Origin of the sequence: Roseimicrobium sp. ORNL1, from assembly GCF_011044495.1 — a bacterium.
Taxonomy (GTDB): Bacteria; Verrucomicrobiota; Verrucomicrobiia; order Verrucomicrobiales; family Verrucomicrobiaceae; genus Roseimicrobium.
Genome location: NZ_CP049143.1, coordinates 4,220,863 through 4,242,570, shown reverse-complemented (window position 1 = coordinate 4,242,570; position 21,708 = coordinate 4,220,863). Strand labels below are relative to the sequence as shown.

At 59.8% G+C, this 21,708-nt stretch carries 18 protein-coding genes; 8 read left to right on the top strand and 10 right to left on the bottom strand.

The features are described from left to right. Nucleotides 1-79: 79 nt before the first annotated feature. From G5S37_RS17245 to G5S37_RS17225, 5 genes are all read left to right on the top strand, one after another. Complete coding sequence (locus G5S37_RS17245; RefSeq protein WP_165205700.1) at nt 80-808, top strand: DUF1573 domain-containing protein; 729 nt, start codon at nt 80-82, stop codon at nt 806-808. A 9-nt stretch (nt 809-817) separates the two neighbouring features. Continuing rightward, nucleotides 818-1,261 (top strand): rhodanese-like domain-containing protein, encoded by a 444-nt coding sequence (locus tag G5S37_RS17240; protein WP_165205699.1) that lies wholly within the window; start codon nt 818-820, stop codon nt 1,259-1,261. Nucleotides 1,262-1,481: 220 nt separating this feature from the next. Continuing rightward, a complete protein-coding gene (gyrB, locus tag G5S37_RS17235; RefSeq protein ID WP_165205698.1) occupies nt 1,482-4,016 on the top strand; it encodes a DNA topoisomerase (ATP-hydrolyzing) subunit B in 2,535 nt (844 codons plus the stop codon). Between the two features lie 51 nt (nt 4,017-4,067). Beyond that, a complete protein-coding gene (gene gyrA, locus G5S37_RS17230; protein WP_165205697.1) occupies nt 4,068-6,740 on the top strand; it encodes a DNA gyrase subunit A in 2,673 nt (890 codons plus the stop codon). A gap of 127 nt (nt 6,741-6,867) precedes the next feature. Further along, on the top strand, nt 6,868-7,230 hold the full coding sequence (locus G5S37_RS17225; RefSeq protein ID WP_165205696.1) for a DUF2237 domain-containing protein: 363 nt from the start codon (nt 6,868-6,870) through the stop codon (nt 7,228-7,230). A gap of 30 nt (nt 7,231-7,260) precedes the next feature. On the opposite strand, the gene G5S37_RS17220 is transcribed toward G5S37_RS17225, so the two are convergent. The 3 genes from G5S37_RS17220 to G5S37_RS17210 all read right to left on the bottom strand — a co-directional run bounded on the left by G5S37_RS17220 (nt 7,261) and on the right by G5S37_RS17210 (nt 11,219). Further along, nucleotides 7,261-9,924, bottom strand: a complete 2,664-nt coding sequence (locus G5S37_RS17220; protein WP_165205695.1) for a tetratricopeptide repeat protein — start codon at nt 9,922-9,924, stop codon at nt 7,261-7,263. Nucleotides 9,925-10,092: 168 nt separating this feature from the next. Continuing rightward, a complete protein-coding gene (locus tag G5S37_RS17215; RefSeq protein WP_165205694.1) occupies nt 10,093-10,626 on the bottom strand; it encodes a DUF456 domain-containing protein in 534 nt (177 codons plus the stop codon). Further along, nucleotides 10,617-11,219 (bottom strand): nitroreductase, encoded by a 603-nt coding sequence (locus G5S37_RS17210; RefSeq protein ID WP_165205693.1) that lies wholly within the window; start codon nt 11,217-11,219, stop codon nt 10,617-10,619. Before G5S37_RS17210 ends, G5S37_RS17215 begins: the two co-directional genes overlap by 10 nt. Before the next feature lie 168 nt (nt 11,220-11,387). Between G5S37_RS17210 and G5S37_RS17205 the strand changes: the two genes are divergently transcribed. Beyond that, nucleotides 11,388-13,892 (top strand): LamG domain-containing protein, encoded by a 2,505-nt coding sequence (locus tag G5S37_RS17205; protein WP_165205692.1) that lies wholly within the window; start codon nt 11,388-11,390, stop codon nt 13,890-13,892. Nucleotides 13,893-13,916: 24 nt separating this feature from the next. Here G5S37_RS17205 and G5S37_RS17200 read toward each other — a convergent pair whose 3' ends face one another. Then, entirely contained in the window at nt 13,917-14,231 is a 315-nt protein-coding gene (locus G5S37_RS17200; protein WP_165205691.1) for a hypothetical protein, read from the bottom strand. A 42-nt stretch (nt 14,232-14,273) separates the two neighbouring features. Beyond that, entirely contained in the window at nt 14,274-16,934 is a 2,661-nt protein-coding gene (locus tag G5S37_RS17195) for an adenylate/guanylate cyclase domain-containing protein (RefSeq protein ID WP_165205690.1), read from the bottom strand. Nucleotides 16,935-17,168: 234 nt separating this feature from the next. Between G5S37_RS17195 and G5S37_RS17190 the strand changes: the two genes are divergently transcribed. Together G5S37_RS17190 and G5S37_RS17185 are read left to right on the top strand one after the other, a co-directional pair. Next, nucleotides 17,169-17,846: an OmpA family protein gene (locus G5S37_RS17190; RefSeq protein WP_165205689.1), complete on the top strand. Its 678-nt coding sequence runs from the start codon at nt 17,169-17,171 to the stop codon at nt 17,844-17,846. Between the two features lie 254 nt (nt 17,847-18,100). Then, nucleotides 18,101-18,580, top strand: coding sequence for a redoxin domain-containing protein (locus G5S37_RS17185; RefSeq protein ID WP_165205688.1), 480 nt, complete (start codon nt 18,101-18,103; stop codon nt 18,578-18,580). Between the two features lie 90 nt (nt 18,581-18,670). On the opposite strand, the gene G5S37_RS17180 is transcribed toward G5S37_RS17185, so the two are convergent. The 5 genes from G5S37_RS17180 to G5S37_RS17160 form a co-directional block, all read right to left on the bottom strand. Next, nucleotides 18,671-18,865 carry a hypothetical protein gene (locus tag G5S37_RS17180; protein WP_165205687.1) on the bottom strand — a complete coding sequence of 65 codons (195 nt, stop codon included), beginning with the start codon at nt 18,863-18,865 and terminating at the stop codon, nt 18,671-18,673. A gap of 92 nt (nt 18,866-18,957) precedes the next feature. Then, complete coding sequence (locus tag G5S37_RS17175; protein WP_165205686.1) at nt 18,958-19,353, bottom strand: hypothetical protein; 396 nt, start codon at nt 19,351-19,353, stop codon at nt 18,958-18,960. A gap of 292 nt (nt 19,354-19,645) precedes the next feature. Then, a complete protein-coding gene (locus G5S37_RS17170) occupies nt 19,646-20,281 on the bottom strand; it encodes a hypothetical protein (RefSeq protein WP_165205685.1) in 636 nt (211 codons plus the stop codon). 95 nt (nt 20,282-20,376) lie between these two features. Next, complete coding sequence (locus tag G5S37_RS17165) at nt 20,377-20,991, bottom strand: hypothetical protein (RefSeq protein ID WP_165205684.1); 615 nt, start codon at nt 20,989-20,991, stop codon at nt 20,377-20,379. Nucleotides 20,992-21,048: 57 nt separating this feature from the next. Further along, the gene (locus G5S37_RS17160) at nt 21,049-21,672 is read right to left on the bottom strand and encodes a hypothetical protein (RefSeq protein WP_165205683.1); all 624 of its coding nucleotides are present in this window, start codon (nt 21,670-21,672) and stop codon (nt 21,049-21,051) included. Nucleotides 21,673-21,708 lie beyond the last annotated feature (36 nt).

Sequence of the window (21,708 nt, the reverse complement as noted above, 5' to 3'; positions counted from 1 at the left end):
AAAAACGTCAAACCGCGCGGCAGATTTCCGCGTGAAGACTGCGTTTCGTATGTAAGTATACTAGCAGCACGTACCTACCATGTACCGCACCCTCCTTATCGCCAGTTTCTTTGGACTCACGCTTCCGGCTTGGGCTGACTTGGTTTTTGACCAAAATCCCCTGGAACTCAAACCGAAGCCCGCAGACGAGCAGGTGGAAGCCAGTTTCACCTTTACCAACAAGGGGAAGAAGCCTGTCACCGTGACCGGGCTGGACAGCAGTTGCTCCTGCCTGGAGGCCAGTCTGGACAAAAGGACGTATGGCCCGGGTGAAAAAGGCAGCGGAAAGGCCACCTTCAAGGTCAGTACCTTCGTGGGCCGCCACGAAAAAACACTGCACGTCTACACGGACGACCCGGCGGAACCGGACAAGGTGCTGACGGTCATCCTGGAGGTGCCGGAAGTGGTGAGCATTGAGCCGAAATTGCTGGAGTGGGTGCTCGGTGAGGAGCCCAAGGCCAAGGAACTGACCGTCAAAATCGTTGGCGAGGAGCCGATGAAGATCAAAAACGTGACCGCCACCCGGGAGAACGTGAAGTTCGAAACCAAGGAAATCACCCCAGGTCGGGAGTATCGCATCACCGTGCAGCCTTCCAGCACGGCGGAGATCACAGTAGGCATGCTGAAGATTGAGACCGACAGCAAAATCCCGAAATTCGCCCGGCAGATGGCCTTCTTCAACATTGTGCGGCCGGAGATGGCGGAGAAAAAGCCGCAGGCGGCCGAGACCCAAGTGAAGGCAGTGCAGGGCAGCAAGGCCAACGAGTGAGCAATCGTCATGCGTGGAATGTTGGGACAGGCGGCTGTAATCGTGCTGGCGGCGATTCTCGCGGCTGCTGGCACGCATTTCCTGCATCCAAAGGCTCCCGCATGGTACCGGACCGAGGAACCGCTCAGGGAGGGCGAGGTGAGCATGGCGCTCATTCAGGAACGCTGGAGCGGCGACGTGCTCTGGGTGGACGCCCGCTTGAGAAGGGATTACGAGGCGGGCCATGTGCCTGACGCGCTGCTGCTGAACGAGCAGGAGGCCGACCAGCTTCTGTTCGACCATTTCGAGAAGCTCCAGGACAACAAGAAGCCCATCGTCGTGTACTGCGGCTCGGACGCCTGTCAGGCCAGCCAGAAGATGGCGGCATACCTCCGCGAGAGGCTTCCAGGCATGGAAATCCTTGTCCTCAAAGGCGGTTGGGACGCATGGCAGAATGCACAGAAAAAACGCTGAATTTTTGACTTCGGTTTACCGGCGTTTTTTGAGGCATCCAAGAACCGTTTTTCCCTCTAAAAATCGGTCAAAATAACTGCGAAATAAGTGGCGCTCGCCCCCCTGCTCGCTACCCTCTAAAACCCCCGTGAAGAGGGGCGGGAAAGCGGCTCCCAGATTGGGCAGGCGACCCCGCTCAGACAACGATTCGCGGTGGGCTGTTTTCACGCGACCACCTCCCATGCCCGAAGATCAGGATACCCCGGATTCATTCAATACCAATATCGCGCAAAATCAGGAATACGGCGCGGAGCAGATTGACAAGCTTGAAGGTCTCGAGGCAGTGCGCAAGCGGCCCGGCATGTACATCGGTGACCCCGATGAACGCGGCCTGCATCACTGTGTGTTCGAAGTGCTGGACAACTCCATCGACGAACATCTCGCGGGTTTTTGCAAAACGGTCACGGTGACGATTCACACGGATGGCTCGGTCAGCGTTGAGGACGACGGCCGCGGCATTCCCGTGGAAGTACACCCGAAGTTTGGCATTCCCACCGTGGAACTCGTGATGACGAATCTCCATGCCGGGGGCAAGTTCGGCCAGGGGGCGTACAAGTACTCCGGTGGTCTGCACGGCGTGGGCGCCAAGTGCGTGAATGCACTGAGCGAATGGTTCAAGGCCGAGGTGTATCGCGGCGGCAAGGTGCACGCGATTTCCTTCGCTCGTGGCAAAACCACCGAGCCGCTCCACGTGGTGGGCGCCTTGGAAGACCCGAACCGCACGGGCACGAAGATCACCTTCTTCCCGGACGCGGAGATCTTCACCATCACCACGCAGTTCCGCTTTGAACTGCTGGCAAACCGCCTTCGCGAACTCGCCTTCCTGAATCCCGGTGTGATCATCATCCTGCAGGATGAGCGTCCGGAATCAGCCAAGCAGGAAACCTTTTACTACAAGCACGGCGTGGCGGAGTTCGTCACCCAACTTGGCGAGAACAAGACGCTGGTACATGACAAGCCCATTGCGCTTCGTGGCCAGCGCACCATCGAGGTGGAGGGCAAGCCGGAACTCTGTTTCGTGGACTGCGTGCTGCAGTACAACGACAGCTACAACGAGCAGACCCTCTGCTTTGCGAACAGCATCCCGAACCCGGATGGCGGCACGCATTTGAGCGGCTTCCGTTCGGCGATGACCCGCGCCATCAACCAGTACGCCAAGGCGAACAACCTCATCAAGGACAAGGACCCCTCCATCAGCGGTGACGACTGTCGTGAAGGCATGGTCTGCGTGCTCAGCGTGAAGCTGCCCAATCCGCGCTTCAATGCGCAGACGAAGGTGAAGCTCGTGAACGGTGAAGTGGAAGGCGTGGTGAGCAGCGTGGTGTATGAGGGCATGCTGCAGTTCCTGGATGACAATCCCCAGCTTGCGAAGCGCATCATCGATAAGATCCTGACGGCTGCCCGCGCGCGTGAGGCTGCTCGTGCGGCGCGTGAAACGGTCCGCAAGAGCGCACTCTCCGGACGCGGTCTCCCCGGCAAGCTGGCGGACTGCACGGAGCGCGACCCGAGCAAGTGCGAGATCTACATCGTCGAAGGTGACTCCGCCGGTGGCTCTGCGAAAACGGGGCGTGACCGCCGCGTGCAGGCAATCCTGCCCATCAAGGGCAAGATCATCAACGTGGAAAAGGCCCGCCTGGACAAGGTGCTCCAGAACAAGGAAATTCAGACCATGATCACCGCGCTCGGCACAGGCATCGGTGACGGGGATGGAGAGGGGAGCTTCAATGTGGGCAAGGTGCGCTACCACAAGATCATCATCATGACTGATGCTGACGTGGACGGCTCGCACATCCGCACGCTGCTGCTCACCTTCTTCTGCCGCCAGATGCCGGACCTCGTGCGCCAGGGTTATGTGTACATCGCCCAGCCGCCACTGTATCAGGTGAAGCGCCGCAAACGTGAAGAGTACGTGCAGGACGACGCGGCGCTGAACCGCATCCTCATCGAGCTCGGCGCGGAAGACGTAAAGCTGCGTAATACGGAGGGCGGTGCTGTCATCGAGAACGAGCAACTTAAGGCGATTCTCGAACTGCTTTCACCGCTGGCGCGCCTGAGTGATTCCATCCGCCGTAACGGTGGGGACTTCGAGGACTACATCCAGGCACGGGACAAAGAGACGGGTTCGTTCCCCTCCCACCTCGTTCGCATCCGTCAGGGCAATGAGGAATCTGTGCACTACCTTGTTTCCGATGCCGAATTCGCGGACTTCGCGCATGCGAATGCGGACCTGCATCTGTATGGCAAGGGCGAAAGTACCAGCGCCGTCGGTTCCAACGGCAATCGCCGTGGTTACCACTACGAAGTGCATGAAGCCAAGGCCATCCGCAAGCTGCTGGATCAGCTCGCGGAACTCGGCCTGCCCATCGAGCATTTCAGCAGTCAGGACAAGCCCCTCTTCGAGGTGGTCGAAGGACACGGAGACAACGCCCGTGTGGTGCCCATCTTCAGCGTGCCCGGCATCCTGGAAGGTGTGATGAACATCGGAAAGCGCGGCCTGGAGATCAAACGATTCAAAGGTCTTGGTGAAATGAACGCCAAGGAACTCTTCAGCACCACGATGGATCCGCAGACGCGGAAACTCCTGCGCGTGAAGATGAATGAAGACAACGAGATCGAAGCCGATCGCATCTTCACCATCCTCATGGGCGACGTGGTCGAGCCGCGGAAGCACTTCATTGAGGAGAACGCATTGAACGTTCGCAACCTCGACGTGTAAGCGGCGCCCGTTCCGGCATCATCAGTTCTCTACGCTATCCTCATTTCTCCCGTGTCTGAAGAAAACATCAAGCCAATCAACGTCGACGAAGAGGTTAAAAGCTCTTTCCTCGACTACTCCATGTCAGTCATTATTTCGCGTGCATTGCCTGATGCACGCGACGGACTGAAGCCTTCCCAACGGCGTTTGCTTTTCGCGATGGGCGAGCTCGGTGTGCTCCCCAATCGCAAGCACCTCAAGTGCGCGAAGATCGTGGGTGAGACGATGGGTAACTACCACCCGCACGGTGACCAGGCAATTTATCCCACACTGGTGAACATGGCGCAGCCGTGGGGCATTCGCGAGCAGCTCGTGGATGGCCAGGGGAACTTCGGTTCCGTCGAAGGTGACCCTCCGGCGGCCATGCGATACACCGAGGCGCGGCTCACGCACCTGGGGAATGCGATGATGGCCGACCTCGACATGGAGACGGTCGACTGGGTAAAGAACTACGACGAAACGCGCGATGAACCCGTGGTGCTTCCCGCGGCGTTTCCGAATCTTCTCGTGAATGGTGGTACCGGCATTGCCGTGGGTATGGCCACGAACATGCCGCCGCACAATCTTCGTGAAGTGGTGGATGGCATCTGCGCGCAGGTGGACAATCCGCAGATCACGATCGCGGAGTTGATGCATTACATCAAGGGGCCGGACTTCCCAACGGGTTGTACCATTTTGGGCACCTCCGGAGTGCGCGAGTACATGGAGACCGGTCACGGGTCCTTCCGTATCCGTGGTCACGCGGAAGTGGTGGAGCACGGTAATCGTGAACAGATCATCATCACCGCCATTCCGTACGGTGTGAACCGTGCCTTGCTGTGCGAGCGCATCGGTGAGCTGGCCAGCGAGAAGATCCTTCCGGAAATCACCGGTGTGCGTGATGAGTCAGACGAGAATACCCGCGTGGTGATCGACCTGAAGCGTGACGCCCGTGCGCAGGTGGTGCTGAACAATCTCTACAAGCACACCTCGCTGGAGACTAGTTTCAGCGTGAACATGCTGGCGATCGACAATCGCCGGCCCAAGCTCCTGTCCGTCAAGGACGCGATCAACTGCTACATCGAGCATCGCCGCGAGATCATCATCCGCCGCACCCGCTACCTGCTGCGCAAGGCGGAAGATAGTGCGGAGAAGCTCGAAGCGCTCCTGCTGGCCATTGGCAATCTTGATGAGTTCATCAAGATGATCCGCGACTCCAGTTCCAAGGATGAAGCGGCCTCACGCATCAAGGCCATGACCTTCACGGTGGAGGCGGCCCAGGCGTTTGGCATTCTGATTCGTGGTCAGGCGAGCGTGAAGGATGGGCAGTACATCCTGACGGACCGTCAGGTGGATCACATCCTCGAGCTGCGTCTGTATCAGCTCACCGCCCTGGAGCGAAACAAGCTCAAGGATGAATATGACGCTCTGCTGTCGACCATCACCGACCTGCTCGACATTCTCGCCAAGGAGCAGCGCGTGCTCACCATCATCAAAGATGAGCTTCGTGCCGTGGCGTTGAAGTGGGGTAATGACCGCCTCACGCAGTTCGGCGCGCTTGAAGGTGAGATTCAAAGCATCGATCTCATTCCGAATGATCCTGCGGTGGTCACGATGACGCACTTTGGGTCCATCAAGCGCACCAACACCCGTGAGTTCACCTTGCAGGGACGCGGTGGCAAGGGGCTGCGTGGCATGGAGACCAGGCAGGCGGCGGATGAAGTCGACAAGACAGACTTCGTGGAGCACGTCTTTAGTGCGCATCTGCACGACTTCCTTCTCTTCTTCACCAATACCGGCCGCATGTTTGTGGAGCGCGTGCATGCCATTCCGGAAATGGCACGCACCGGCAAGGGCCGTAGCATCAAGAACCTGCTCGACCTTCGTCCGGATGAGAAGATTGCCGCCGTACTCACGCTGCAGGCGGTTGGCGCGGAAGACGACGCGATGTGGGCACCGGACAAGTATGTGCTCTTCGGCACCAAAGACGGCACGGTGAAGAAGACCGCACTGGAAGAGTACAAGAACTACCGCAAGGGCGGCATCATCGCGCTCAAGATCGAAGAGGGGAATGAACTCATCGACGTGGTGCTCACCGATGGCAGCAACCAGATCTGCCTCGTGACCCGTGAGGGGATGTGCGTGCGCTGCGAAGAAACCGATATTCGCTCCATGGGTCGTGCGGCTACTGGGGTGGCTGGCATTCGTCCGGCGGAAGGCGACTACGTGGTCAGCCTGACAGTGGTGGACATGACGGCGCAGCTGCTCGTGGTTTCCGAGAAGGGTCTCGGCAAACGCACGCCGTTCGAAGAGTACCGCCTGACCACTCGTGGAGCCAAGGGCGTGACCACCATGAACGTCACGGACAAGACGGGTGCGGTCGTCACAGCCATGGCCGTGCATGACACAGATGAACTCATGCTCATGACCAGCAAGGGCCAGAGCGTGCGCATCAAGGTCGGCGGGGAGAAGGGTATTCGCGAGACGGGCCGCAACGCCCAGGGCGTGAAGCTCATGAACCTCAACGAGGGAGAGACCATCCAGGATGTGGCGAAGGTGATGACGGATGCCGAGGAGGAAGGGGAAAATGGCGGCGAAGGTGGTGCTGCCACTGCCGCAGCCGACAGCCCTGTCGATGAAGCCCCCACGGATGCTCCGCAGGCCCAGGACGAATCCGAGCCGCCAGCTTCTGAGGATTCGGAATAGCCTCCGCCAGAGAGATCGTGTAGTCTCGGGGACGAAAATGTCCCCGGGGTGCGCCTGGCACTGATCGTGCGAGGTGCAGGCTGGCGGACAGAAGCATTCCACCACTGCCCGCACCCTCCAAACGGTCATGCCTACGAATGTCCTCGGCTCGGAACTGCAATGCTGCTGCATGAAACCCCGCACCGGATACTACCGGGACGGCTACTGCCGTACGGGGGTGGAGGATTCAGGACTGCACACCGTGTGCGCCCTGATGACGGACGAGTTCCTCAGCTTTGCCCGCACACGGGGGAATGACTTGGTGACACCCATGCCCGACTGGGGATTTCCCGGCCTGAGGGCAGGGGACAAATGGTGCCTCTGTGTGCTCCGCTGGAAGGAAGCGCTGGATGCGGGCTGTGCACCGCCGGTGTTCATGGAGGCCACGCAGATGTCCGCGCTGGAGTTCGTAACGCTGGAAGATCTGCGCGAGCACGCTCTGCCGAAGTAACCGGCCGCACTTTGCCCGGTGCCCTGCCTGTTACGGCAGACCTACCGCGGTGAGATCCTTCACCACCTCGCCCGCCTCGACTTTCTCGATGCGCTTGGCGATTTCTTCATCGGTGAGGCCCATGCGTTTGAGGTCTGCGTGATAGTTCTTCCTTGCCAGCTCAAGGTTTGGATGGAGTCGTTTGGTTTCCCGGGATGCTGCCGAAAGCATTTCCAACACACGGCGGTACACGGGCTCGGCGTCGCTATGACGGCCTGAGAGGAAGAGCACGCTGGCGAGATTACTCAAAGTTTCAGCGACGACAGGTTCTCCGGGTGGCATCGCCTTTTCCTGGATGGCTAGTGCTTCGCGGAACGCAGCTTCCGCGTCGGCGTAGCGCCCCACGCTACGCAAGGCGGATCCCACATTGGCCAGCTCTACGCAGAGTCCGGGATCTTCCGGGGGCAGATTCCGGCGAGCGATATCCAGTGCGCGGCGGAACTGTTCAAGCGCCTGATCCTTGTTCCCCGAGTCGCGGAGGACTCCGGCAAGATTCCGTACACCCAGGAATACCCGGAAGTCATCGCGTCCAAACTGTTTTTCGTCGATATCCAGTGCGCGACGGAACAGCGGTTCTGCATCGGCATAACGACCGTTTTCTCCCAGTGCCGTAGCAAGGTCGGCCACGGCACGGGCGGTTTCCGGATTCTCTGTTCCGAACTTCTGCTCGGTGAGGGTGAGCGCCTGGCGATGAAGGTCGAGCGCTTCGTCCCTTTTGCCCACTGCCTTCAGCACTTTGGCGAGAATCTTCATGTCCCACAGCGTGGTGGGATGCCCGTTGCCGAGCGCGGCCGCATCGATGCTCCATCCTTCACGAGCCAGGGATTCGGCTCCGGTCTTGTCGGGTTGCCGGGTCAGTGCGCCTGCGAGATTGACCATGGCAGAGGCCGTGGCCGGATGCTTTGACCCGAAGGCCTTCCGGCAAATCTCCAGAGCCCGGCGGCACAGGTCCGCTTCGCGGGTGTTGTACCCGGTGTAGGATGAGACTGCGGCCAGGCGCAGAAGGTCGCGTGCCACCCGGGGATCCGCGGGGCCGAACCGTTGTTCGTTGATGGCCAGGGCGCGTTCACACAGACCCACGGCATGCGCTTGTCTTCCAGAGTCGGCGAGCATGGTGGCCAGACTGCCCAGCACGCGTGCCACTTGGGGACTCTCTGGGCCGTGCTGCTGCTCCTGAAGGACGATGGCGCGGCGGTAGGCGTCCTCGGCACCGTCGCGTTTTCCTTCGAAGCACAGCGCTTCGCCAAGCGCCACTAGTGTCATGGCCAGATCGTCCTGGTTCTTGTCCGGGTCGGTCTCCAAAAGTCTGCTCGCCTTCAACAAAAGGGCCTCGGCATTGCCGGGCTGCCTCATGGCGAGCTGGAGGGATGCCATGGCCTGCAGCGTGCGGGCATGAGTCTGGAGGTCGGGGTTGGGAATCGTGTCGAAGTGGACGATGAGATCCATCAACAATTGCGAAGCCTCCTCCCACTGGGCCAGATGCGTCATGATTGTGGCCGCAGTGAGCGCCGTCTGTGACCATTCTCGAGGCTGTTGGCTTCGGTCGATGTTTTGGAGCGCCGTCTTGTAAGTGGCGATGGCTGCCATGTGCTGCCCGGCGAGGTATTGAAAGTGTGCTTTGAGCAGCACGGCGTTCAGGGCATTGGCATCCTTCGCCGGTTTTTGAGTATCGCTATCCGTCTCGGTCCCGGGTTCGACTCCGGACTCGCTGGGGACCCATGAAGCCAGCTCAGCCGCAGTGGTGTATCGGCCTTCGGCAAACGCGGCGAACGCCTTCTCCATCACTTCGCTATCAGGTGTGGAATCAACGGCGCTGGCAAAGCGCTGAAGCTCAAGTTGCGCTTCGAGTGGGGTGAGGTCGCGCTGCTCGGCGATCTCGTCCATCGCAAGGCCGATCTTGGTGAGCGCATCCGTCTGTTCCGTGGGAAGTCCGGTGGTGACGGCCTTGGCGGCAATGTCCCTGATCATCTGCCGTGCACGTTCCATCGATGCGCTATCAACCATGGGGGGAGTCGCAGACTCCACCGGATCCGGTTCCAGGCGTACCTGGATGGGTCTTGCGCGAGGGGCAAAATCTCTGAGGTAATATACCAGGGCCAGCGCCGCCATGATCACGAGCGGCACGAAGATGAGCCAGGAGGATTGCTTCTTCCTCTTCGGGGTGGCGTGACCCATCCGGATGCGACCGGCGAGCGCCTCCAGGGACCATTGCAAGTCGCCCGGGTCATGCACCGCCTCCATGCTGGACATGCCATGAGCCAGCGCCGCCCGGTGCTGAAGTTGCAGCAGGTGGGCTTCCTGGTCCTCCGGCGCGTGGGGGTCGAATGGGAAGTCCTCCGCGAGGAGGATGGAGTAACACGGGATGTGCAGATCTGATGCGAGCTGATACTCCATCTGCGCATAGGACCGGCGGATGGCACCCTCCGGCATGGTATTGGGCTCGGCTCCGAAGCTTACGCCGGCCAGATGTACCATGGCGTGGCAGCCACGGAGGCGCGTGCGCATAGCGTGACGCACGGGACTCCAGCCCGTGGCGTCTCGGATTTCGTAGTCCACCACCTGCAGGCCTTCCGCCTCAAGAATGGCCCGCGCCGCCATGCGGTGCGAGCGGAGATCCGCCTGTGATGCACTGAGATAAATGACAGGAGCTGCCATGCTCAAAGAACTAGTCCTTCAGCCGGGCTGAGCTGACGAGAGGAAAATGATTTAAAGCAATCACGTGGTGTGGTGATGGGAGTGGAGAGTGCCGCGGTGGCGGAAGAGGCCGGCAGCCCGACGAACACAAGCCATGCCCCTGCGCTCACCCAATTAATATACCATATCCTACCACAGCACATCCAATACAAATGCGATCACCATGGCAATGCTAATTCCTATCCGCGCTGCCAGACCCAGCGTGGTGCCTACCACACTGCCCCAGGTCGCCTTCACCGCAGGGCCCATGCGCTTCCGTGCGATGAGAAGCTCCGCGACGAGTCCGCCGATGATGGGACCGACAATCAAACCGATGAATCCGAAAAATAGTCCCACGATCCCACCAATGACCACCCCCCAGATGCCCCATTTGCTCCCGCCAAACCACTTCGTGCCCATCGCGCCGCTGAAGAAGTCGACGATGTAGGATGCGATGACGAGCAGGGCGAGCAGGGCGATGCTCCACCAGGAGAGCCCCGTCTCCGGGCGCAGGAACTTGTGCAGGAACGCGGCGACGAAAATGATGAAGGGCCCGGGCAGCAGGGGCAGCACGGTGCCTGCGAGACCGATGACCATCAGTGTGACGGTGAGCGTCCACACCCCCCACAACGACCAGTCGACGCTCTTGAACCACTCCAGCATGCCGTCCAGTCCTAGTGCCACGTGATTTTCTCCGCGACCGGTTTGCGGCTCGCTTTTGGCATGGTGAATCCTGCTTTCGGCCAGCCCAGGTAGAACAGGCCGAGGCAGCGATCCTCAGGGCCGAGTCCCAACCAGTCCGCAAACTGGCGGGTATAGACCAGGGGAGGGGATGACCAATAGCCGGCCAGTCCCGAGGCCGTGACGCTGAGCGCGAGATTTTGCACCGCGCACGCGACGGCTTCGATTTCCTCAAGTTCCGGAATCTTCGCGCCACCGCGTCGCGCCATGCCTAGCACGATCACGGCGCCTGCCAGTAAGGGATTTTCCGACATCTTGCGCATCTTGTCCTCGCGGAACTCGGCCTCCGGCGTGGTCTCGCGATAGAGACGCGCCATGGTCTCCGCGAGTGTGCGTCGGGAATCTCCGGTGAACAGGTGGAAGCGCCAGGGCTCGGTCAGTCCGTGGGTAGGGGCGTGATTGGCATTCTCCAGCAGCTCCAGGATCAAGCTCTTGTCCACGGCGCGGCTGGCGTCCATGTCGAAGGGTTTGATGGATCGCCGGCTTCGGATGACTTCAGTGATGATGGATTGCGTGTCGTGTCCCACAGGCTGCATGTGTTCTGTGCGGTGAGGTAAGGTGTCAAGGTTTCATGGACGGGCGCCATGGATTCGCACGGTGATGAATTCGTCCCGCAGAGGCGGCCCGCCGCATTCTTCTTTCGTGTCCACCTGGATGAGGCATTGACTTGAGTTTCGATAATTAATATAAGTTAATTAATGGCGATGACGTTTACCGCCGGACTGTCGGTAGCCTGCCTTCTGGGAGCAGGCGCCCTGATGGTCGCGACGTCTCGCGAAAAGTCTGCGGCCCGAAGTGAGAGGGCGGAGGAGCCGGACATGGGGACAATGGAGGAGCTCGCGCGATTGGGAGATGGATTCCTCGTGTGGGAACGGCGCATCGATGACTCCTGGCAGATCTGGACGAGAGCGCTTGATGGTCGCACCCCTGAGCAGCGGCTGATTCCTGAAGAGAAAGGCAGGGACCATTTCTGCCCAAAGATCTCGCCCGATGGAAAACGGATCGCCTACATGAGCTATGTCGCGGGCAGCACGCCGACAGATCCCGTGGAGGGAGCCCTGTGGGTGATGGAACGGAACACGGGTGAGCGGAAGCAACTGGCGGAACGGGCTCGAAGTTACCAGGGCGATCGTGCCGTGCTCTGGATGAACAATGCGACGCTCTGCTACATTGATGAAAACGGACACACGGTGGAGTTGAATGTGGAGCAGAGTACGCGCCGACAACTTACGTCCAAGGCTCGCGCCAAGAATGGATGGCTGGTGAATGCGCAGCGCACGTACGCCACCAGCGGAGATGCGGAGTTTTCCCCGTTCGATGAGAAGAGCGGCGAGGTACGCACCCTGCCGAAGCACAGCGGATGCCAGCCCTATTTCAGCGCGGATGGGAAATGGGGCTTCTGGATGGGAGGCTCCGGAGGTCCGTTGAATAAGATTTTTCTGCCGACTCGTCGCGTGGAACCGGTGTTGGTTCACGATGATCCCCGCCTGCCGGAAAATCGGAACTATGTCTATTTCCCCATGCTGTCGCCCTGCCAGAGGTTGATGACGTTCGCAGCCTCCCCGGATGCCCATGACCATCTTGAGTCGAACTATGACATCTTTGTGATCCGCATGGATCGTGAGACCCTGGAGCCCATCGGCAAGGCGGTGAGATATACCGCCCATGCGGGAAATGATCGCTATCCAGATGTGTATTGCGCGGAGCTTTCACTGGGCAGCCACTACGTGGAGGCGCCGGCCCGTGTCACCATGAAGTCGCCAAACGGCAACCCCTGTGACTGGTATCTTGATGGCGTGAAGAAGTCCATCACGGCGGAGTTGGACTGCGAGTTCGAAGCCAGCGGTACTCATTGGGTGGAAGCGCGAGACCCCCAGACGTGGAAGGAACTGGCGCGGGGCTTTGTGCATGTCCGAACCGCGACGGCCCCCAGTCTGACGCTGGTGCGCAGGGTGGGTGAGGATGCTCTGGCTCTGACCTTCGACCAGGCGGTGTCTCTGGAGAATGCGACCGCCATCACTGAGAATGGGAAAAGCATTCCGTTTGGGGCGCTGCACGCCGAGAGTCACCAGGTGCTGCTGCCACTCACTGATGATGCGCCATGCGGAAGCCGCATCACACTCGATGGTGTGCGTGATCTGGCACAGCGACCGCATGTCATGGCGAAGGTGACCTTCACCGTGCCTTCCACGGCCTGGCCCCAATCGCGAGCCGGGCTGGTGTATGCGTGGGAGCATCGGGATGCGCCCCCTTTGCAGTTCATCGAGGCGACGCCGGTGCGCGCGGGCAAGGCCTTCTGGAACTTGCGTGGCGGCATGGATGTGCGTGGAGGCACCTGTGAACTTCCGGAAGTGGGGACCGCGATGCTGCGCGCATGTGGCAAAAGCGGGGCATTCACTCTGGAGGCCATCATCACCCCCATGGTGCCGCCTTATGACCGCGAGGCTCGCCCGGTGCTCTCCTTGGAAGACTCGGAGGGAAATGTGAAGTTGGCCATCCTGCAGCGGCGTAGTGACTGGAGTCTCTGGCTTGCCACCGAAGACAATCCACGGGGCACTTCCATCGAGCAGGAGTTGCTGCCGTTGCGTACCGGACAGCCGCATCATGTGGTGCTGGCGTATGAGAGAGGGCGGTTGCTGGTGTATCTCAATGGCATGGCGATGTCCGTGCGCCCTGAAGTCCATGGCGCGCTGAAGTTTGATGGTGACAAAGGCGTGCTTCGTATTGGCTACTGCTCGAAGCTTCAGGACCGCTGGCAGGGCATGGTGGACCAGCTTTCCATCTACAGTCGTGTGCTCACTCCGGATGAAGCCGTGGCCCATGCGGACCATGCGGCACCCAAGCTGGAGGAGCAGCGAAAGGCGCGTACCCGGAAAGTGGTGGCGAAGCTGGTGCAGGCATCGCGTGCGCCGTCATTGGCCCAAGTGGCCCCGTATCGTGAAGCATTGGTGCAGCACCTCTATGAAGTCCTGCCGAAGGACAAGGATGATCGAGACCAGGACTTTCCTGTCGGCAGCCGTATCGCGGTGACGCAATGGGTTTGGGTGAATGGTGAAAGCGCAACACCACCGAAGCCCGATGCCCATGGCGTGTACCGTCTCTTTGTGCAACCCGCGGAAGCACATCGCGAGATTCAGCCGCTGGTGATCAAGAGCGAACTCCCGCCCGATGCCCCCGTGGAGTCGTGGCTGGAGGTTTCGAATTGGTGAGAGGGTTACTGCTAAAACCCCGGGTCACTTGCCTTGGAACTTGTTCGGCTCGATCTGAGGATGGGTCGAATCGTTTCTCAAACGTAGCTTGTATCGGTCATTGATGATCAGAACGGTCTGTCCCTTGCCATCCGTCAGCCGCTCATGACCTTGGAATAATGGCGAGTCGCCCTTGGGCCATGCCCCGGTTTTTTCAGCCTCCTTGTTCAGGGTGGAGGCAAGCTTCTCCGCCAGGGCGTAGTCCCTGGAACGACCGAGAAAATAACCAATCTGCGCTCCGAGAAAAAGCGAGGTACACGCAGTGAGGATCAGTACCCAAATGAAATCACGTGTTTTCATTGGATATGCTTTCGCAGAGTAGGGTTCGTCGTCATCTCACAGCTATGACGGTGTCGTGTGGCCCTCGCCAACCGCCAGCGTGGTCGCACTCTCGAGGCTTAGCATGCGGCCTTCACGGCGGGCCGCTTCAACAGCGGGACCGGTGAAATCCGGAGCAGCTGCAAGAATGGCGCGAATGGCGGGATGGTCAGCAGCCTGTGGCACGATTCCGCTACGCGTGCGCTGGGCATCGGCGGCACCATAGAGCTTGGCGGCATGCTCGTATTTTTTCTCTGCGACGGCGAGTACGGCGAACGCCTCCAGCGGGTACGATGCGCCCCAGCGGTTTCCGAGATCGAGGCCAACCTGCAGGCACTCGGCGAGACGCGCGTGCGCTATATCGAATTTGCCCAGCGCCGCCGCGTTCACTCCCACCGACCAGGCAATGATGATGCCCTGCCAGATGTCGCCTTCTTCGCGGTAGATGGCGTGATTCTTCTCATCAATGTCGAAAGCCTTCTGGAAATCTCCGTCACCGGCCGCGATCACGCCCCAGATGTGCTGGATGTGTGCGGTGAGACGCTGGTCGCCCAACGGAGAGGCGAGTGTGGTGGCCTCTTCCAAGAGCGTGCGGGCTTGTGGGAGCTGGGCTTTATCCAAGGCAAGAAAGGCCAGGTCCGCCAGGGCACGCGCGGCACCGGCGGCATCACCGAGTTCGCGGAAGATGCTGAGCGCTTCCTCCTGATAGGAGACACAGGCGGGAAGGTCATCCGCCACCCAGGCAAGACGGCCTGCGGCAGCGAGCGCTTGGGCGCGCACGATGTCACGGGCTGCGTCTGGTTTGCCCAGCAACTGGGCGAAGGAATCACGCGCTTCCTTGAAGAGGCCCCGCACTTCCACGAAGCGTTGCGTCACGGTGAGCAGTCGCAGTCCCTTGGCGGTTTGTCCGGGGAGTTCGGTGGCAGCTTCCAGGGCGTAGCGGATGTTGAACTCTTCATCCTCAAGGATAGCGAGCCACTCACGCTGCTTGGGTCCGCGAATCTTGGGGGCTGCCTTCTCGGCGAAGCGCAGGAAATAGTCGAGGTGACGGATACGGAAGATTTCCGATTCCCCTGCGGCGAGAAGCTTCTCATTCGAGTAGTCCCAGATGGACTCCAGGATGAAGTAGCGAGCCGCCTGATCCGAGGGCTTCTCGATGTACACAAGCGACTTGTCCACGAGCTGCGAGAGGAGGTCGAAGATCACAAACTTCTCCAGCCCTTCGCCCTCACATACCTCTTCGATGGCCTCCAGGGTGCGCCCTCTCGCAAAAACGGAGAGGCGGCGGAAGAGGCGGCGCTCGGGCTCGGAGAGCAGATCATGGCTCCAGTCGATGAGCGAGCGGAGGGTCTGCTGTCGTGGCACGGCATTGCGACTGCCGGTGGTGAGCAGGTGGAAGCGATCATCGAGGCGCTCGACGATCTGTTCCAGCGAGAGCACGCGGATGCGCGCTGCGGCAAGCTCGATGGCAAGTGGGATGCCATCAAGACGCCAGCAAATCTGTGCCACGAGGTGGACGTTTTCACTCGTGAGCTGGAAGGAGGGACGTGCGAGAGAAGCGCGCTCGGTGAAAAGACGTACAGACTCGTATTCGCCCAGTCGATTGATCGCATCCTCACTGGCGGTGATCTCGCGCCAGTGGTCGGGGAGGGAGAGCGGGGGTACTGGCCATGCGGTTTCTCCCGCGATGCTCATGGGCTCACGACTGCTGGCGAGGATGTGCAGCCTCGGGCAGGCTCGCAGCAAGGTCTCAGACAGGCGGGCGCAAGCGGCGACGACGTGCTCGCAGTTGTCCAGGATGAGCAGCAGGTTCCTATCCTTAAGATAGTGAGTGAGGGTGCCGGTGAGCGGTCGGTCGGTTTCCTGCCGCAGGTTGAAGACGGCGGCCACGGTTTCAGGCACGAGGGCTCCATCCACGATGGTGGCGAACTCCACGAACCACACGCCATCTGGATAGGTATCCAGCACATCGGCGGCTGCTTGCAGGGAGAGGCGGGTCTTGCCGGTGCCACCCATGCCGGTGAGGGTGAGCAGGCGGGTGCTGCCCAGCAGCCGGATCACCTCCGCCATTTCCCGCTCACGACCGATGAAGCTGGTGAGTTGCACGGGGAGATTGTTTGCCACGCTCTCCAGGGAGCGCAGTCCGGCGAACTCCGAGGGCAGATCCGAAGCGACAAGCTGGTAGAGATGCTCGGCTCTCGCGAGGTCCTTCAGCCGGTGCTCTCCCATGTGGCGAAGCTGCACACCAGACGGCAGGTGATCGCGCACGAGTTCCTGCGTGGGCAGCGAGAGGAGCACCTGCCCACCGTGCGCGGTGGAGAGAATGCGTGCCACGCGATTCAGTGTCTGGCCAAAGTAATCTCCATCACGATCTTCCGCCGCGCCAGTATGCAGCGCCATGCGGACACGGAGCTCTCCAATCGGACCCCAGTCGGCACTGCGAATGGCGCGCTGGCTTTCCAAGGCTCCAGCAAGCGCATCCTGCGGCGTGTCAAACGCGACACAGAAGGCATCTCCGATGGTCTTGAAAACATAGCCGCCGCAGGATTCAAAAACCTGGCGCAGCATGTGGTCATGCGTCGCCAGGGCCACCCGCATGGCGTCCGGCTGCCGCTCCCATTTTTTCGTGCTTCCCTCGATGTCGCTAAACAGGAAGGTAATGGTGCCTGTGGGCGGTACGATCATGATCGTGAATGTGTGTCAGACGCGTGGCATCTCAATGACGAAATGAGCCTGCTTGCAAGTGACATGCGCGTGCCATCCCGCCCGGAGGTGGATGCCGTGACGCGCAGGCGGTGACATACGAGTAAATGCGGGCTGGGGATCGATTCACCCGTGCAGTTTCGCCTGCGTGAACCGCGCCTTCTCCGAAGTGTGCGGCACGGAGCACTGCGCCCAAATCCCTGACCTGATACGACCATGAATCTTCCCTTCATCCTGCTGCCGGCAGTGACGCTGGCCCAAATGACTGTGCTCGGCCAGAGCAATCCGCCCGTGGAAATAGTGCCTCCATCTCCCCGAACGAAGGTGGTGGTGGATACCGTGCCTTCCGCTCCGCCGCTCAGCAGGGTGGTGGTACGAGAGCGCCTGTCCATTGCACCCAGGGCTGTGGTCGTGACTGAGCCAGCTGTGGCCACCCCGCCTGTGGCTACCACAACCACCACGACAGTCACCACGACACCGGCGCCCGCGCGTGTCTATGATGTGGAAAGGCAGGTGGTCGTGGTGAAGGATCGCGAGCTGCCATATGTGACAGTGCCGGTCCTCTTTGTCGTGGAGACGGCGCAATTGCTGAACGATGAATCTCGCGTCGCCCTGGAGGCCACGGCGAATGGCATCCTCGAAGTGGCGAAGGCGAATCCGAATGCTCGATTCGACATCGAGGGACATACCAGCACCGAGGGCACGGATGAATTCAACATGACGCTCTCCGCCGGGCGTGCCCAGCGGGTGCTGGATGAACTGACCAAGACCTATGGTGTGCCCCCGGAGCTCCTGTCTGCCCATGGCTATGGGGAAAATTATCCCAAATTCCCCAATGGCACTGAGTCGCAACTGCAACTCGACCGCCGCGTGCTGGTGGTGAGGACCCAGTAGCAAAGGAACGGCAGGCAACCGCTGTGACATCAGGCAAGCCGGACTCGTTGATCCGGCTTTGCGGTCACATTCTACATTCTGGCCGTACGAGGACGGTATGACGAAATTTTTCGGGCAATAGGTGGCCCGGCGGAGGGCCGCCTTGCGATGTAAAGGGCGTTGACGGAAGCCTTCTTCCCTCCACAGTCGCTGGCTGCGGGGTACTCTCTCCGCGCAACCTGACCCATCCACCTTAACTGCAACAACAACATCCCATGGCCCTTTCCATCGGCACCTCCGCCCCTGACTTCACCCTCAAGTCCAAGAGCTCCGGCGAGATCAAAGACGTGACCCTCAGCGCGAACTACGGCAAGAAGAACACGGTTCTCCTGTTCTTCCCCCTCGCGTTCACCGGCGTTTGCACGGCTGAGTTTTGCGACATCACCGCTGGCCTCGGCCAGTTCAGCAGCCTGAACGCGGAAGTCATCGGCATCAGCGTGGACAGCCCCTTCGCCCAGGAAGCCTGGGCCAAGCAGGAGCGCATCACCATCACGCTGGTGAGCGACCTCAACAAGGCCATCACCAAGGCGTATGACGTCGTGTTCCCCAACCTGGCCGGCATCGGCGACACCGCCGCGCGTGCTGCCTTCGTAGTGGACAAGAACGGTGTGATTCAGTACGCCGAGCAGACCGCCACTCCGAAGGACCTGCCGGACTTCGAAGCCGTGAAGGCTGCACTCGCGAAGCTGGGCTAATGTCCGGGCTTCCAAGGCAAGGATCGCCTACTTAAGTGTGAAGCGGGTTCCGAAAGGAGCCCGCTTTCTTTTTGGAGAGAACCGCCAACCCTAGCAAGCTTCGGCATCAGCGATGGGCTTCACGTGGATGAGCAGCGGCATATGCAACTTTCCATCGTTGGCCTCCATAAAATCCTCCACCGCTCCCTTGATAGCCATCGGCAGTTCCGAACATTTTTCGACGAAGGCAGGTTCACGCAACAGATCTCCATCATCATTGCGGATGGTGAATTCAACACGTTTCATGCGAAGGAATCGCATCAGGGTGTTCCATTAATTGTATGGCAATCCGCTACGTAGATTCGTGACGGGACGGAGGTCGATTCCTGAACAAGTTGCTAGTCCCAAGTCTTCAGATTGTCGTTCCACGTGCTGAAGTCGTGATCCGGCCCAGCGGAGTAGACGATTACGGAGGCTTCGATGTTGGTCCCGGGATGTTCGGGATTCGTGATCTGTCCATCACCGTTGTAGTCCAGGAGAATGATGTAGCCTTCGGAGTCCCAGATATCCACGAGCCCGCCTGTTGTGGTATAGCCACCTCTACCTTTCTTTCCCGCAGGGGGTTCATAAAAGGGGATCTGGCGGGGGTTTTGGGAAACGTCCGTCGCGAGCAGGATGTCGATGAGGCCACGACCCTGTTCGCTCGTAGTATCATACCCTCCAGTATTGTCCTTGGTGGGTGGAGGATCTTTTAAGGTCGGGAGCCGGTTGTACTCGGACTGGTATGCTTTCACGGCGAGTACAAGGCCCTGCATTTGAGCCTTGGTCTGTAGACGACGTGCAGTGCCGGGAGTGTAGCCTCTATAAGGAGGGAATAGAAACAGGAAAACAAAGCCGATAACGCCGAGAACCAAAACCACGATGCAACCGGCGGACAAGCCCTCCTTTTTGGATGAGGCAGGTGAGAGAGGAGCTTGGGGTGGAAGTGAACTGTCCTGGTCACTCATCGGATGAGTTTATTTCACCCTGCGCCAGTGGTCTCTGGCAACAGGAGCCAAGCATTGAGAGCGAGATTGCGTGGGGTGTTTACGGTTCCCAGCTCTTCACATTGTCCTTCCACGTGTCGTAGTCGCCATCGGGTCCGGCGGAGTAGATGATGACAGGTTCGTCAATAGTGGCACCGGGATGCTGGGGATCGGGAACCTGCCCATCTCCATTCCAGTCAAAGTACATCCGGTAGAGATGGCCAAAGGGATCGCGAATCTCGAGTTCACCGGCGGCATTGGTGACGCCACCGCTTTTGCCTGCCTTGGGAGGCGGAGGTTCATAGAAGGGAACCTGGCGGGGATTCTTGTCGTGATCCTTGCCCGTGAGAATGTCGATTATCCCCCCTTTTGCTTCTACCATCTGTTGTTCGTCCTTTCCTTCCGGCACGGTTGCGGAGGGAAGTTTGCTATACTCTACCTGGTAAGCTCTCACAGCCAGTTTCAGGTTTTGCATCTGGGCCATGGCTTGCACCGCCTTGGCTCTCGCCGTTACCCTGGCGAACGTGGGAACGGCAAGCGCCGCAAGCACGGCGATGATAATCACGCAAAACAATACCACGGCGCCGACCACCAAACCGACGATGCAACCCGTGGACATGCCCTGCTTCGCGGGCGGGATGGGCGGCATAGGTGCCGGCGCGGGAGGAGGAGCGGGAGGGGGCGTGGGATCGCTCATAGGATGGATGATTTCACCATGAAACCGTGGGAAATGACAAGAGAATAACCGCTCAGAACAATTATGGTCAGGGCTGCTCGCTCGTGATCGTATGGCTACTTCCAACTCCTGACGTTGTCGTGCCACGTGCTGTAGTCGCCATCAGGTCCCGCCGAATAGAGGATCACTGGTCCTCTAACCGTGGCTCCCGGATGTTCTGGGTCCGGGATGTTGCCATCCGCATTCCAGTCGAAACGCATGAGGAATACGTGGCCGAAGAGATCCTGAAGTTCGGGCAGTCCCGCCGCATTAATGACAAGGCCGCCCTTGGAGCGGGGTTTATGGAGTGGGGGATCGTAGAATGGAATGCGGCGGGGATTTTTGCCAGGATGCTTGCCTACGAGGATATCGATTATCTCACCCTGGACCTCCAGTGTCTTCATTTCGTCGGTTTCACCAAGGTCGGGAATGCGACTGTATTCGGTCTGATATGCACTGGTGGCCAATACCAGCGCCTGCATCATCGCCTTGGTCTGGAGAGTCCGGGCTTTGTTCAGGAACATCCGGCCGATGGGCACGGCAATGGCCGCCAGGAGCACCACTAACATCAGACCAACCAGCCCGATAGTCAAAGCGGTGGTACAGCCGTTGGACATGCCCTTCCTGGCGGGTGGGGCCGGTGGTGGCAGCTGCTCTGACGGTGGCGGAGATGCGTCGGACGGCTCGCTCATGCCACGATTTCACCATGGAGGTGTGGAATGTAGCAAGACAATTACGATTCAGAGCAGTCAGCGTTCCCAACTCGTGATGTTGTCGTGCCAGGTGGTGTAATCTCCATCAGGCCCGGCGGAATAGACGAGGACGGCCCCAGAGATCTTGGAACCGCGATGCGCCGGATCAGCAATCAGGCCATCGCCATCGTAGTCCAACAGGATGATATACCCTTTGGAACCCCAGATGTCTTTCAGCCCCTTGGTAGCATTGTAACCAGCTCCCGAGTCCTTTTCCACAGGTGGCTCGTAGAAGGTGATCTGGCGGGGATTCTTCTTGGTATCCTTGGCCACGAGGATCTCGATGATCTGTCTGCCTTCTGCGGAGGTCGTATTGTAACCTTGGGCGTTATCGACGAGAGGGGGTGGGGATTCCAGTGCTGGAAGGCGGTTGTACTCTACCCGGTAACCTTTGATGGCTTGCTCAAGCCCAAGCATGTCGGCCTTGGCGCTGAGTGGACGCGTTGAGTTCAATTCCTGCCGAACTTGAGCCATGGCCAGCGGCCCCAGGAATAGCAGCATCAGGATGACGAAGCTCACCATGCTGAGTGCCAAGGTGACGAGGCGGTCGATGGACCTGCCCTTTTTCGTCGCCGGATCTGACTGCGGAGGAAGTGCAGATGGCTGGCCTAGTTGATTCATAGGAACACCGATTGCACCACGGTGTGGTGCACTTTG

Bases quoted from the DNA above. Each gene is read 5' to 3' on its own strand.
- G5S37_RS17170 (WP_165205685.1), bottom strand. From the start codon at position 20,281: ATGAGCGATCCCACGCCCCCTCCCGCTCCTCCTCCCGCGCCGGCACCT.
- G5S37_RS17165 (WP_165205684.1), bottom strand. From the start codon at position 20,991: ATGAGCGAGCCGTCCGACGCATCTCCGCCACCGTCAGAGCAGCTGCCA.
- G5S37_RS17205 (WP_165205692.1), top strand. From the start codon at position 11,388: ATGACGTTTACCGCCGGACTGTCGGTAGCCTGCCTTCTGGGAGCAGGC.
- G5S37_RS17180 (WP_165205687.1), bottom strand. From the start codon at position 18,865: ATGAAACGTGTTGAATTCACCATCCGCAATGATGATGGAGATCTGTTG.
- G5S37_RS17200 (WP_165205691.1), bottom strand. From the start codon at position 14,231: ATGAAAACACGTGATTTCATTTGGGTACTGATCCTCACTGCGTGTACC.
- G5S37_RS17225 (WP_165205696.1), top strand. From the start codon at position 6,868: ATGCCTACGAATGTCCTCGGCTCGGAACTGCAATGCTGCTGCATGAAA.
- G5S37_RS17185 (WP_165205688.1), top strand. From the start codon at position 18,101: ATGGCCCTTTCCATCGGCACCTCCGCCCCTGACTTCACCCTCAAGTCC.
- G5S37_RS17210 (WP_165205693.1), bottom strand. From the start codon at position 11,219: ATGCAGCCTGTGGGACACGACACGCAATCCATCATCACTGAAGTCATC.
- G5S37_RS17195 (WP_165205690.1), bottom strand. From the start codon at position 16,934: ATGATCGTACCGCCCACAGGCACCATTACCTTCCTGTTTAGCGACATC.
- G5S37_RS17190 (WP_165205689.1), top strand. From the start codon at position 17,169: ATGAATCTTCCCTTCATCCTGCTGCCGGCAGTGACGCTGGCCCAAATG.
- G5S37_RS17160 (WP_165205683.1), bottom strand. From the start codon at position 21,672: ATGAATCAACTAGGCCAGCCATCTGCACTTCCTCCGCAGTCAGATCCG.
- gyrB (WP_165205698.1), top strand. From the start codon at position 1,482: ATGCCCGAAGATCAGGATACCCCGGATTCATTCAATACCAATATCGCG.
- G5S37_RS17220 (WP_165205695.1), bottom strand. From the start codon at position 9,924: ATGGCAGCTCCTGTCATTTATCTCAGTGCATCACAGGCGGATCTCCGC.
- G5S37_RS17245 (WP_165205700.1), top strand. From the start codon at position 80: ATGTACCGCACCCTCCTTATCGCCAGTTTCTTTGGACTCACGCTTCCG.
- G5S37_RS17240 (WP_165205699.1), top strand. From the start codon at position 818: ATGCGTGGAATGTTGGGACAGGCGGCTGTAATCGTGCTGGCGGCGATT.